The organism is Paenibacillus sp. CECT 9249 (assembly GCF_918697855.1).
In the GTDB taxonomy this organism is placed as follows: Bacteria; Bacillota; Bacilli; order Paenibacillales; family Paenibacillaceae; genus MSJ-34.
In genome coordinates this window covers 1-12,813 of record NZ_CAKKLI010000077.1, presented here as the reverse complement: position 1 = coordinate 12,813, position 12,813 = coordinate 1, and the positions used below count along the sequence as shown (strand labels likewise).

9 protein-coding genes are annotated in these 12,813 nt (G+C 53.8%); 1 reads left to right on the top strand and 8 read right to left on the bottom strand.

The features are described 5' to 3' along the window. Nucleotides 1–178: 178 nt before the first annotated feature. The 8 genes from LQ229_RS26175 to LQ229_RS26140 all read right to left on the bottom strand — a co-directional run bounded on the left by LQ229_RS26175 (nucleotide 179) and on the right by LQ229_RS26140 (nucleotide 10,999). Nucleotides 179–1,318: a HAMP domain-containing sensor histidine kinase gene (locus tag LQ229_RS26175; RefSeq protein WP_230193340.1), complete on the bottom strand. Its 1,140-nt coding sequence runs from the start codon at nucleotides 1,316–1,318 to the stop codon at nucleotides 179–181. 5 nt (nucleotides 1,319–1,323) lie between these two features. After that, entirely contained in the window at nucleotides 1,324–1,998 is a 675-nt protein-coding gene (locus LQ229_RS26170; protein ID WP_216541248.1) for a response regulator transcription factor, read from the bottom strand. 803 nt (nucleotides 1,999–2,801) lie between these two features. Beyond that, nucleotides 2,802–3,932 carry a glycoside hydrolase family 88 protein gene (locus LQ229_RS26165; protein WP_230193341.1) on the bottom strand — a complete coding sequence of 377 codons (1,131 nt, stop codon included), beginning with the start codon at nucleotides 3,930–3,932 and terminating at the stop codon, nucleotides 2,802–2,804. Nucleotides 3,933–3,956: 24 nt separating this feature from the next. Then, on the bottom strand, nucleotides 3,957–5,792 hold the full coding sequence (locus LQ229_RS26160) for a hypothetical protein (protein ID WP_230193339.1): 1,836 nt from the start codon (nucleotides 5,790–5,792) through the stop codon (nucleotides 3,957–3,959). A gap of 117 nt (nucleotides 5,793–5,909) precedes the next feature. Further along, nucleotides 5,910–7,766 carry a DUF2264 domain-containing protein gene (locus LQ229_RS26155; RefSeq protein WP_230193338.1) on the bottom strand — a complete coding sequence of 619 codons (1,857 nt, stop codon included), beginning with the start codon at nucleotides 7,764–7,766 and terminating at the stop codon, nucleotides 5,910–5,912. Nucleotides 7,767–7,787: 21 nt separating this feature from the next. Further along, nucleotides 7,788–8,624, bottom strand: coding sequence for a carbohydrate ABC transporter permease (locus LQ229_RS26150; RefSeq protein WP_216541251.1), 837 nt, complete (start codon nucleotides 8,622–8,624; stop codon nucleotides 7,788–7,790). Between the two features lie 16 nt (nucleotides 8,625–8,640). After that, nucleotides 8,641–9,579: a sugar ABC transporter permease gene (locus tag LQ229_RS26145; protein ID WP_230193337.1), complete on the bottom strand. Its 939-nt coding sequence runs from the start codon at nucleotides 9,577–9,579 to the stop codon at nucleotides 8,641–8,643. A gap of 82 nt (nucleotides 9,580–9,661) precedes the next feature. Beyond that, on the bottom strand, nucleotides 9,662–10,999 hold the full coding sequence (locus tag LQ229_RS26140; protein WP_230193336.1) for a sugar ABC transporter substrate-binding protein: 1,338 nt from the start codon (nucleotides 10,997–10,999) through the stop codon (nucleotides 9,662–9,664). 276 nt (nucleotides 11,000–11,275) lie between these two features. On the opposite strand from LQ229_RS26140, the gene LQ229_RS26135 reads away from it, so the two are divergent. After that, entirely contained in the window at nucleotides 11,276–12,724 is a 1,449-nt protein-coding gene (locus LQ229_RS26135; protein WP_230193335.1) for a sensor histidine kinase, read from the top strand. The last annotated feature ends 89 nt before the right edge of the window (nucleotides 12,725–12,813 follow it).

The window sequence follows — 12,813 nt, the reverse complement described above, 5'->3', positions numbered from 1 at the left end:
AAGTAGAGCTACGTGAGATAGTCCCAGCATAACTGTAACTTTATGGATATTAATGTTGCTTAGGAAACCTTTTCGGTCCAAGGGACTTTAGCGCTTTAATGTTAAATAGTTTATTTTCGTACAAAAACACTCTCCTTCCAAAGTAAGAAGAGTGTAACAAGCAATTCTCAAAAATCGCTCAAAGCCGCGAGATGAATAAAACGACTTGGACCCGTGCCCCGGCATCATGATTTAATATCTTCATGGAGCCGTAATGCTTTTCGCAGAGCAGACGGCTAATGTAGAGCCCCATGCCAAAATGCCGGCTATCTTGTTCGTCGCTGTTACGGAGAAACGGCCGCGGCCCTTTTTGCAAAATAGAATCGGGAAAACCGGGACCGTCGTCGGAAATCTGCAACGTAAGATGATCATCCTGTACCCAAGCCGAAAGTCCGATTTTTCCGCTCGCATAACGGCAGGCATTGCCTACCAAATTCTCTAGTACGGTAAATAGAATGGTTTTATCTATCCATACCGTTTTGTCAAAATCTCCAAAATCGAATTCAATCGAGTACGGCTTTCCTAATGCAAACAGCCCGATATTGCCGCGAATTTCCGTTTCCAGCTTCGCCCAATCCTCCGGCTTGCGATCGCATTGGACTTCCTCCAGCCGTGAAACGCTGCCCATAGCTTCCACATAGGTTTCCATCCGTTCGGTGTATTCGCCCATCCGCGTCAAGTGTTCCTCCATATCTTGCGGAGTCATCTGTCCCGTTCGGATCCCCATCCGGAAAACTTGTATATATCCTTTCAGAACGGTGATCGGGTTTCGCAAATCGTGGGAAAACGCCGCGTTCAGACGTTTGCGTTCCTCGGCTTGCCGCCAAAGCTCCTTGTTGTTTCTCAGAAGTTCCTGCCGCATCGTTTCAAATGCGTTGCAAAGCTGCCCTAGTTCGTCGCCGGATTTGCATTCTATATGAAAATCCAAATCGCTGCGGATCATTTTCTGTGCGCCCGATTGCAGCGCCGCTAAAGGTTGTTTTAATTTGATACGATAGAATAGGGCATTTGCAAGGAAAAGCGCGGCTACGACGAACACGACCGGTAAAACAAACTGCAAGAGACTCAGTACGCCAGACCAAAAGGCTGACGTCCCGGAGAGGGTCGGCGACGAAATGACTGTTGCAGGCAGATCGCCGCCTATTTCAAGCAGCAGCACGCCGCCTGGGGCAATCGCGGAGCGGAGGGCGATACAACCGAAGAAAGCGGCGGCGCTCAAAACGAACGCCCCCAGCAGGCATAGAAGCGTCAGGAAGAAAAAGCATTGTTTCAGGCTCATGTTCCTTAACCTCGCCATTTATATCCCACTCCCCAAACCGTTTCGATATAGTTATGCGGCGTGCAAGTTGCCAGCTTTGCCCGAATTTTTCTAATATGCTCCATAATCGTATCGCTGCTCCCGTCCCCATTCATTCCCCATACGGCTTCATATATCCGTTCCCGGTCATACACTTGTCCGTCGTTCATGGAGAGCAACTCCACAATCTCAAATTCACGCTTCGATAATGCAATGTCTTGTTGCCCGACCGAAACCGTCCGTTTGGCGTAATCGATCGCCAGATCGCCGAAGAAACGGACGGCCGAAGCCCCGCGCCCCCTCCGTTCCCGGCGCAGATGGGCTTCGACCCGCGCCCCCAGCTCCTCCATATCGAAAGGCTTAACGATATAGTCGTCCGCTCCGAAACGAAAGCCGTTAATTTTATCGCTGCTTTCCACACGGGCAGTCAAAAACAAGATAGGACAAGCCACATATTCCCGAATACGCCGGCAGACGGTCAGCCCATCCATCTCCGGCATATTGATGTCCAATAGAATAATATCCGGCTGGCGGGCTACTTGTTTCAGAGCTTCGTTTCCGTCATATGCTGTATAAACCAAGTATCCCGTCATTTCAAAATAATGTTTCATCATCGCAACGATCCCTTGCTCATCGTCAACCAATAAGATTTTGGAGCGCATAGGTACGGCCTCCTTCCCCGGAAGATAAATCAATCATAATGCGTAAATCTCAAAAAATGCTCAAGATCGGCTCATTCTTCCACGGACGGCCGTTGGTCCAAGCGTTGCTTGCGTCGTTGATGCTCCATAAATCCGGCAAGCATGTACCCCCTCCGAATGAACATCAATATTATAAAATGACTTGAGTCATTTTATAATATCGGGTATTGATTAGCAAATTGTTTGCTCCTCTTTTTTAGCTGCGATCGGACCCGAGATTCGCCCTCAAGCATTTCTGGGTATCCCACTAGAGTCGATTCTGTTGTCTGCCTGTACTGGTATCTGCTTATGCCCCCTTCTGTCGGTATCCCTCTCGTTCAGTGGGCAGAGGGACGAATCGGATGGTTGCCAACCCAATTCATATCACCACATCACAACTCTATTGACAAATAGGGACGTTTTATTGGACATTATCGTGAAAATGGCCATTTGCGCCAAAACCGACGTTTCCGAGGGACGGTAATCGCATAGGACTTTAAGCAACTCTTGATCGTAGTCTGAACGAAAAATCGGCTTCCTGAAAGAGAGGGATTTCGGCAAAAGGCGGAAACGGGCTATCGGCTTTCTGAATGAAGGGGATTTCGACAAAGGGCCGCAAAAGTAATTGCTTGCAATTACCGCTTTCTGAACGAGGGGGATTTCGACAAAAGGCCGGAGACGTCTAATTAGCTAGGAAATTGCCCATTGCAAATCTAGCAATGTCCACTCCGCTAATTTTCCGTTTCCGGCCTCGCCGTGACTTGTTAACCCGAGAATACAATCCGTTATTCCCAATAGAACGGCCCGCCGCCCTTAAGGCGCGCCAGTCCTTCCACAAAATAATAGTCGCCGTAGATGAGCGAAACGTCGATGTTGGTGCCCTGCGGGTAGTTGCTGGTGCCGTGCAGCAACAGGCCCTCTTCCGCAGGGTTATCCCAGGCGCCGTACGCCTCGTACAGCGACTTCAGGATGCGCTCGCCCGCCGCCCGATAGACGCCCGCGTCCCCGTCCTCGCTCTTCGCGGCCAGCAGCAGCAGGCCGCTGGCCGCGCAGGAGCCGGCGGACGAGTCGCGCAAGCTCCGCAGCTCCTCCGGGGCGCGGAAGTCCCAGGCGGGCACGTTGTCTTCCGGCAAACGACTCAGGAAGAAGTTCGCCACGCGCTGCGCAGCGGACAAATAGTCGAGTTGGCCGGTGTGGCGATAGGCAAGCGTCAAGCCGTAGATCGCCCAGGCGGTGCCGCGCGACCAGGCCGATTCCGCCGCATACCCTTGCCCGCCCATCCCTTCGAGCATTTCGCCGGTTGCCGGATCGAAATTGACGATATGGTACACCGATCCGTCCGCGCGGATAAAATATCGGAGGACGGTCTCCATATGCGCCTCCGCAATATGAGCGTACCGGGGATCACCGCTCGTACGGGAAGCCCAGAACAGCAGCGGCATATTCATGCAGCAATCGATGATCGCCTGGCCCTCGTTCCGCTCTCCATCGCGCCAAGGATTCCATGCGCGGATGTAGCGTCCCTTCAAATTGAATCGAGCCGCGAGATAGTTAGCGGCTTTCATCGCCCGCACCCGCGAAACCTCGCTGCCCGTCAGCTTATAGGAAGCCACGCTCGTCAGCGTCCACATAAAGCCGAGGTCGTGATCAAGGCGCACATAAGCGTCGAGCACGCTGTCGAGCTTGGATTCGCATTCTTCCGCCAATGACCTAAGCTCTTCCCTCCCGCTCTCGTTATACAGCAACCATAACATGCCCGGCCAGAAACCGGCCGTCCACCAGGACGGCTCAGCCAGTTCGTAGACGCCGCCTTTACTCGCATGCGGGAAGCCCGCCCCGATTCTTGCGGCATTGCGCAGCGTCTTGTCGAGCGATTTGGCCCAAGCCTCGTTAACCCATGTCTGTTCCTTCGCCATCTGTCTCATGTTCCTCCCCTTCTCTTACAGTTGAACAAATTTGAAAAGAAATCGTATGCCGAATTGCAATTCCGACCGCAGCACATGAAAATCCAGCGTATACCATACTTGTTCTTGTCCGAAATGATCGCGGTACGTCCGGGCCGATACTTCGGACCGCAATTGCCTATCATCATAATGCAGTTCCAGCATCAGCCCGCCTCGGCGCAGCAGCAACCGGCCAGGACCGGCATAATCCGGCTTGATCAAGGCGACAAACCGCTCCGTCAGACGATCCGGCGCAGCCCTAAAACGAAAATCGTCTTGCAGCGATAGACAGGGCAGCCCGGTTTTGTCCCAAATCCAGGTCCGTGTCAAGCTTTGCAGATCGGCGCAGTCGTAAGCCCCGGACAACTCTACGGCGAACCGGCAAACTCCACCGCTGTCTGTCGACTGCTCCAACACGATAGCCGCCCGATCCCGGCCTGCGCTCTGCAAACAGCCGTTCACGATCGGAACGGAATGCCCTTGGGAACCGTTGCAATCGTAAGCATAGCGGCCTATGCCGAAGTAATCCTTCGTATACTCGCCGCATCCGAGATCGCACAGGAAAAACGCCCCGTCCCCGGCCACGATAAAGTGGCCGAGATCGTTATGGTTGTGCGGCTCGTCGTTATGGCCGCCCTTCGCGACAAAGCCAAACGTCCCGCCTTCGGAAGCGATGCGGGAAATGAGCCATCCGGCATCCTGCAGCACCGCATCGCCCGTTCCCCAATCCGCCGCAGGTTCGGCGCGGTCCCGCCAGAGCAAATTGCGCAAAGCCGGCGCCCACCGGCTGCAATGATCGTCGCGGAAATCCGCACGCAGCGCAAGCGGCGGCGACTGGACGTTCTCGAATCTGCCCGCGAGATAACGCGACAGCCCAAGCTGCACGCTTGAATAAGGCAGCGCATCGGAGAAATTGACGACCGCGCTGCCGCCTAAGAAACATTTCTGCTGGAAAGCGGCAATCCGCCGGACTTTATCCAGGCGGAACCAGTTCAGCTTGCCCCGGCTGCGCCGAAGCAGCAGATCGGCGTAATAGACCAAATAGCCAAACCCGTAATTCCAGTACCCCAGCCCTTCCAGGCAGGCTCCATCCTCGCCGAACCCTTGCAGGTAAAAGCCCATACTGCGCTCGGTCTTCTCCAGAATCCGCGCCAGGCGGCCGCAGTCTTGCTCTTCTCCCAGCAGCAGCAAAGCGGCGGAGCCGATCGAGCCGGCGCAGACCGCCGACCAATTATGCTCCGCTTCTTCCCAGTCGTGCGGCCCTTTCTCCAGAAAAGGCCGCAGCAATCGCTCCTCGACCAGTTCGGCGATTCGGGTGCGCAACAGTCCGGGCAGCCGCTCACCGAGCAGCAAGCGGATCTCCGCCAGCGCGAAGCCCGTCTCCGCCGCGAACAGGTCGATCGTCGCCGAAAGAGGCCGTTCCGCCCGAACATGGGCGGGCAAACACCAGGTCAGTTCGCTGCAAATCGACCAAACCGCATCCAGCATGGCCGATTCATAGTCCTGCGACTCCGGCTCCAATAACGACAACAGAACGAACGTGTTGAGCCTCCGTCTTTTTTCGAAATACGCCCGCTCGTATTCCAGTCTGGAGCCTTGTCCCGCAAACAGGGAAAACAGCGAATAGGGCAAATCCGGCGACGGAGCATTGAGCAGACGCTCGCCCTCCGACCGCATTTCCTCAATGTCCAACGCATATGCTGCATTGTCGCGCATGCCGCGCCAGAACGCGGCTCCGTTCCCGTCCGGATAATAGAGATCCGGGCCGATCGGCGACAGCCGGCGCACCAATTCCGTCAAACGGCCAGAAACCGTCTCATTCGACTCTTTCATAAGCCTGTGTGCCTCCTACTCCTATCGCGCAAGTCATGCAAAGATCGCGCCCACTCCGCCAAACGGCCAAAAGCCGCGAACCGGCCATCCGCTTCGGCCGCAGTCCAATCGTCAACGCTAATCCATGGCGATGAACATCTCGTCCCCCCGGCAGGTGACGATAGCGATATCGCGCTTGCCAATCGTCACGTTCAGCCGTTCGGCCGGAAGCGCGGCGAGCGAATCCGCAGGCGCAGGATCGCCGGCAACGGCTGCCGCGAGCCAGCGGACTCCCGGCTGCAGCGAAGCGCGAAGCGCAGGAATGACCGTGCGCGGGCGCAATACGTTCGTATTGGCGTTCGGCCAGACCAGTTCGGCCGCTTCATACCCGAGAAGCCCGCGCACGCCGCTGATTCCATAGCCGTTCGCCGCGATTGCCATATCCGGTCCGGTCTCCTTAAGCAACTCGCCCTCCACCCCGAGCGCGAACCCGCCTTCCGCGGCATCGAGCGGGCGGGCCGTCTCGATCCGGTGAATCCGGATATGCCAGGGAAGGCCGGCCACGATCCAAGTGCGCACCTCGACATCGGCCCACGGCTTCCACACGGCATGCAGAACATTGTCTTGGATGGACGTTGCCATGTTCCGGCGTCTAACCCGGTACAGGTTGTCTCCCCTTTCGCTCAGCGCGAGCATGGAGTCGAAGGCGCCTTGGGACAACCCCCATTCCGCTCGCGGGACGCTGAAGCCGAAGGCCGTGGAGTACGCGAATTTCTCGTACTTGGCCGAGGTATGCGTGTGCTCGTTCGTTCCGCGATGGCCGCTGTTGAACGCAACCACGTGGCCGGACGCTTCGTCGCGCGCCAGCACCAGATGGGCCGGCTTCTGCGCGATCAAGGCCGGCATCTCCGGCAGCGGCAGCTCCTCGGCAGCCCAGAACGGATCGTCCTCCGGCAAAGCCAGCGGCAAGAACGCCTTGAGCGCCCAATACGGCGAACCGGGCGAATTGTAATTTTCGGCCATCGCCAGATTCGGATAGGCATAGCCGATCGTCAGAATACCGCCGTTATCGAAGATCGGTTTGCGAAACCACCAGCGCAAATGGCGCAGCACCAATCCTTTGAGCACGCCGGCCGGCAAAGGGGAATCGACCCCGGCATAGGCCATCGCGCCCCAGAAGGCAGACTGGGAGAAACGGTACGTCAAGCTTCGCCCATACGGCAGCGCAGAGCCGTCCGGCGCGAACCAGGCCACGAAATCCGCGGCCAAAGCTTGCGCCCGCTTCTGGAACTTGCGCGAACGTTCCGGGTCCTCCTCGCTCATGATCCGGGAATAGAGCAGTCCGTAATAATGAAAGGCGAACGGAACATAATAGTCGCAATGCCCTTCTATTCCGTCGCTGTACCAGCCGTCTTCCAAATAAAAAGCGTCGATACGCTTCAGATTGTTCTCCAGTTGCTCCGCGTCATCGTCCAGTCCCGCCCGGCGAAAGCCGACATTGACCAAAACATTGAAAAACAGCCAGTTGCAATCATAGCATGGATGCGCATTGATCTGGTTCAACCAGTTGTACAGATTGTCGCGTTCGACCGGGCTCAGCGGCTCCCAGATCCGTTCGGGAATGAGCGCCAGGGCAAAGCCGAAGACGGCCATCTCCACCAATCTCTGGTCGTAATCGGCCACCTCGCCCCAATATTCCTCATGCGCGGGATCGGTGCCATGCCGAATGCCGTCCAGCACGATATCCCACAAATGGCTGGAACCTCCTCCGGCCATCAGGGGCACGAGCCCCCACAGCACGCGGGAAAAGCCTTCCATCCCCGCAATGGCAGCCGGGTAGCTTGCCCCGCTCTTTCCGACCTCCAAGCGCGCTCCGCCTCGGCTGTAATAAGGCGGGAGCGGATCAAGCAACCGTTCCAGCGCGGAGATCATGTCCTCGCGGCTCTTCAACGGATTGGCCGCGAGGCTGTCGTATTTCAACAATAAATCGCTCATAGGATATGTCTCCTCCTTCCGTTAACCTTTAATGCCGGAGGAAGCGACCCCCTGGACGAAGTACTTTTGCAGCCCGAGAAACACAATCAGCACCGGAATGATCGAGATGACGCTTGCCGCCATAATGAGCCCGTATTCCGCAGAATATTGCGAGATGAACATTCTGAGCCCGATTTGAATCGTCTTCAGTTCCGTTTTCGTCAAATAAATCATCGGCCCGAGAAAGTCGTTCCACGTCGAGACGAACGTAAAAATCGTCAGCGTGGACAGCGCCGGCTTCGACAGCGGCAGCATAATTTTGGCCCAAATTCCGTACTCGCTTAACCCGTCGATGCGGGCCGCTTCGCACAGCTCGTCCGGGATGCTCTGGTAGAACTGGCGCATCAGGAACACGCCGAAAGCCGAGAATGCCTGCAGGAAGATGATCGCCAGATGGGTATTGTTGAGTCCCATCGAACGCATCATAATAAATTGCGGCACCATGTAAGCTTGCCAAGGAATGGCGATCGTCGCGATATACCCGAGAAACAGCACATGTTTCCCCATGAACTGCAGTTTGGAAAATGCATAAGCCGCAAAGCTGGACGTAAGCAACTGCAGCAGCGTCACGATCACAGATAATTTGGCCGTATTATAGATAAACGTGGCCAGCGGAATCCGCGTCCAAATATCGATATAGTTCTCCCAGCGCGGTTGCTCGGGAATCCATTGCATCGGAAAGGCGAATACGTCCTTGTTCAGCTTCAGCGAAGAGGACAGCATCCACGCATAGGGCATCAGCATCGCCAATACAACCAGAAGCAGCACAACATAGGCCACCGCTTTGCCAAACTTGAATTTTTTCTTCGATCCTGCCATAGTCTTAAGTCTCCTCCTATTGTCCGTACTTCTTCTCAAAGCGGAACTGGATCACGGTAATACCCAGGACGAGCAGGAATAAGACAATCGCCATGGCACTGGAATAGCCGTAGTCCAGAGAACGGAATGCGGTGTTGTAGATTTGATAGACAAGTACTCTTGTCGCGTCGTTTAGCTGGTTGTCGGCGCCGGCAAATAGGTTGATAAAAATATCGTAGACCTTGAACGAGTTAATGATCAGGATCATCAGCACAAAAAATGTCGTGGGCGCAAGCTGCGGAATCGTCACATTCACGAATCTCTTCCAGCGGTTTGCGCCGTCCAATTCGGCGGCTTCATACAATTCGGGATTTACCCCCTGAAGGCCGGCCAAGTAAATGACCATATAATAGCCCATGTTCTTCCATACCGTGAATAACACAACCGTAAACATCGCCCAGTCTTTATCCGCGGCCCAGCGGGGAAGCTGTTCGATCGGAATCCCGGTAATCCAATTCAGGATGTTATTGACCGGCCCCATCGTCGGGCTGAAAATAAAATTCCATACCGCTGCCACTGCGACCAGAGAAGCGACGTACGGGAAAAAGAAAACGGTTCGCATAAAGTTGCGCGCCAGTATGTGTTGATTAAGCAATACGGCCAGAGCCAAAGCGCAGGCCATCGTGAAAGGAACGACGCCGATCGTATATACGATGGTATTCCATAGAGCTTTATGAAAAGTAGGGTCTTTCATGAGGCGAAGAAAGTTGTCGATCCCCAAAAACTGCATCGGGTTCGCCCCGTCCCATTTCACGAAAGCGAGAATAAAAGCGAAAACCATAGGTACCAGCGTAAAGACGGCAAAACCGATAAAATTGGGAGCAATGAAGCTGTAAGCTACCAAATGATCCTTCACCTTCTTGGAGAGAACGCCATTCTTTCCGGTTTTTTGTCGCAATACGGTTTCGTTGTTCATCATGTCTCCTCCAAACCTTCTCACTAAAAGGAACAGGACGGGCATCACGCCCGCCCTTGGAAGCATCCTTCTTCTTGTCTTCTTAGTTCAAGATCAGTTGAACCCGCGTTTTCATGTCCGCCAAGCCTTCGTCGACGGTCGCATTTTTCGTCATAATGCTGTCATGCGCTTCGTTCAGGATCACTTCAATGTCTGCACTCTTCTCATGGAGCGGCATTTCCAGATAAGTCTTCGCCGTCGTGAGAGCGGCTTTGCTGTTCTCGTCGGTCGGGAAGCCGTCAATCGAGGCGATCGAGCTCACCACTTCATCGTTTTTGATCGCCGGAATCGTGCCGGTGGAGGCAATGACGGCAGCGCCCTCTTCGCCGGTTACGAATTTCAAGAAATCAAGAGCCGCTTCCTTGCTGGCGGATTTCTTGTTGACAGCCAAGGAAGTAATGGTGCCCAGCGTCGTGCCGGCTTCCACGCCGTCCGGATGAGGATATTTCACGATTCCCCAGTTTGCGGCTTGCGATTCGCCGCTTTTCACTTTTTCGATCTGCGTGGCGATAAACCAGCTGCCCATGTTCATCATGGCGACGGAATTGTTATAGAACACGCCGGAATAGTGAGTGCTGGACGTTTTCAATGTTGCATAATCCATGACAATGCCGTCGTCCTGCTGCTTCAGGATCCGTTCGTAGGTCGGCTTCAGGAATTCGTATTCGCCGTCAACGACGGTATGCTGGCCGTCCAGAATGCCGAACAATTGAACCGCGCTGCGCCATGTATGATAATGAGCCCCGTACACTTTCTCCGAACCGCTGCCGGACGTCATTTTCCGGGCCAGTTCGTCATATTGGTCAAGCGTCATATCGTTGGTCGGGTAAGGAACGCCGGCTTTGTCGAATAAATCCTTATTGTAATAAACGAGCCAGAAGTCGCTGCGGAACGGCAGCGCATACACTTCATCGTTCATTTGGATCTGTTCCACCGTACCGCCGTAAAGGGATGTATCGATGCCTTGTGCGCTAATGAAGCCGTTTAACGGCTCCAGATGATTTTGCTTCACTAAATTCGCATAGCCCGGAATGTCTTTAATCGTAAGAATATCCAAATCCGCTCCGCCGGAAAGCTGCGTGCTCAGCATCGTCATGTAGTCGGTCGAACCAAGGTCTACATATTCGATCGTTACTTCCGGATGATCCTTCTTATAGGCGTCAATCAACGGCTGATAATAAGCGGTCGCTTCCCAATCCCATAAAGCCCATTTCAGCGTAACCGGGTCTTTGCCCGTTTCATTGGAAGCGTTTGCGTTGCTTTCCGACGCGGGTTCCTTCGGTGGCTCGGCATTATTCCCGCCGTTGCCGGAGCATCCGGCGAGCAAGCCGATCAAAAGCACGGCCGCCAGGGTTAAGCTAAACATTCTTTTTCGTCTCATTTTGAAACCCCTTTCTAATGTCCTCCTGTTTTTCAAGCCGGATTCGATTCATCCGAATCACTATATCTATCCTAACGAATTTCAAAATGTAAGGGGATACATTTTTACGCCCGGTTCATTCACTTTTCTATTTTTTTCTTCAAATCCGGACCTTCAAGCTGTAAAATTTTAATCAAAACATGTAAAAACGGTTGTTTCTATCCGTCCTCGCTATATATGCGCGGGAGAATCATGATATGGTATTAGTATTGAAAACGCTTCATCATCCATGGAGAGGTGATTGAGACGAAAAGAAAGGCTGCCATTAAAAACCGCATCATGATCATGATGACCGTATTCGCGGTGCTGCTCGCCTCCCTGTTGTCGTTTTTCAGCTATCAGCTCATTTCGTATTTCCAGCGCAAAACGACGATACAGGCCACCGAATTCAATCTGCAGCTCATTGCCCATATTATCGAACAGGACCTGCTCAATCTATCCGTTCTGGCGATGGCTTGCAGCACGAATTCTTCAACCAATGCCAAATTGAACGACTATTTTCTGTCGCCGAATCCCAAGCCCATGGATGCGCTTCATGCATTTTCGTCCATGCAAGAGGATTTCAGGGTGAATCGGTCCAACAGCTATGTCCGCCGCCTGATCGTAACCGACCATAAAGATAAGTTTATTCAATTGGACAATTCGGTCAGCGTTTCGCTGCCTTTAACGATTCACAATCTGAATCAGTTCCCCGGCCTGGCTGCGGATGCGACGGAGACTTGGGAACGGGTCATCCAGGATCCTCTATCCAGATCGAGCGCGATTCCGTTTGTCATGCCGATATACGGCGCGAATGCCGACCGGATCGGAACCGTATATTTGCTCGCCAATACGACGGTCATTACGGACAAGCTGAAGGGCTACGCCCTGCCGGAAGACTCGAGCCTGATCCTTACGCTCGGCGAACGTCAATATCAAATGAACGGCGATAAAATCGTACCTTTTCCCGTCGATTATAAAACATCTCCTTACAGGCAGGTCGAAACAAGCGGTAAAATGACCTCCTTATCGCTGATGGAGACGAAGGACGGCGGGACGTGGATTTCCGTGTCCTATCCGGTGCGGCAAGGCGTCGCGCTGACGCAGACGCTGTCGGAGAAGCAGTTCGCTCCGCAATTTAACGTATGGCTGCTGCTCATGTTCGGCGTCTGCCTGCTGGTTATCGCCGCCAGCGGAATGATTACCGTCTATTTGACGCGGACCATCAGCCTGCCCGTAGAGAAATTAAGAAAGCGGATCGACAAGATCGCCCAAGGCAATTTTCTCGTGGACAGAAATATCGAATGGAATAATGAACTCGGGGATGTGGGGCGCGGCATCAACCGTCTGTCCCAAGACATTGTGGCGCTGATGAACTCCCGCGTCGCGGACGAGAAGCAGAAGCAGGAGTTGGAATACCGGATGCTGCAGAATCAGATCAACCCGCATTTTCTGTATAACACGTTAAACTCGATTAAATGGATGGCCACCATTCAGAACGCCGCCGGCATTGCCGAAATGACGACTTCCCTGTCCCGGCTGCTGCGCAGCATTGCGAGAGATATTCGCAAGTTGGTTCCGCTGCAGGAAGAAATGAGCTTGCTGGACGATTATTTTTTAATTCAAAATTACCGGTACGGCAGCACCATTACGATGGAGAAGAAAATTGAACCTAAATTTCGAAAGTACCGTTCATTGAAAACATAAAAAAGTGCCCAAATCTTTGGTAGAATGGTGTTTGTCGAGAACACTACACCCAAAGAGAGGAGCACCTTTTAGGTGAAGTCTACCACACC

Excerpts from the sequence above, each read along its gene's own strand:
- LQ229_RS26150 (WP_216541251.1), bottom strand. The coding sequence starts at position 8,624 with ATGGCAGGATCGAAGAAAAAATTCAAGTTTGGCAAAGCGGTGGCCTAT.
- LQ229_RS26140 (WP_230193336.1), bottom strand. The coding sequence starts at position 10,999 with ATGAGACGAAAAAGAATGTTTAGCTTAACCCTGGCGGCCGTGCTTTTG.
- LQ229_RS26145 (WP_230193337.1), bottom strand. The coding sequence starts at position 9,579 with ATGAACAACGAAACCGTATTGCGACAAAAAACCGGAAAGAATGGCGTT.
- LQ229_RS26165 (WP_230193341.1), bottom strand. The coding sequence starts at position 3,932 with ATGGCGAAGGAACAGACATGGGTTAACGAGGCTTGGGCCAAATCGCTC.
- LQ229_RS26170 (WP_216541248.1), bottom strand. The coding sequence starts at position 1,998 with ATGCGCTCCAAAATCTTATTGGTTGACGATGAGCAAGGGATCGTTGCG.
- LQ229_RS26155 (WP_230193338.1), bottom strand. The coding sequence starts at position 7,766 with ATGAGCGATTTATTGTTGAAATACGACAGCCTCGCGGCCAATCCGTTG.
- LQ229_RS26160 (WP_230193339.1), bottom strand. The coding sequence starts at position 5,792 with ATGAAAGAGTCGAATGAGACGGTTTCTGGCCGTTTGACGGAATTGGTG.
- LQ229_RS26175 (WP_230193340.1), bottom strand. The coding sequence starts at position 1,318 with ATGAGCCTGAAACAATGCTTTTTCTTCCTGACGCTTCTATGCCTGCTG.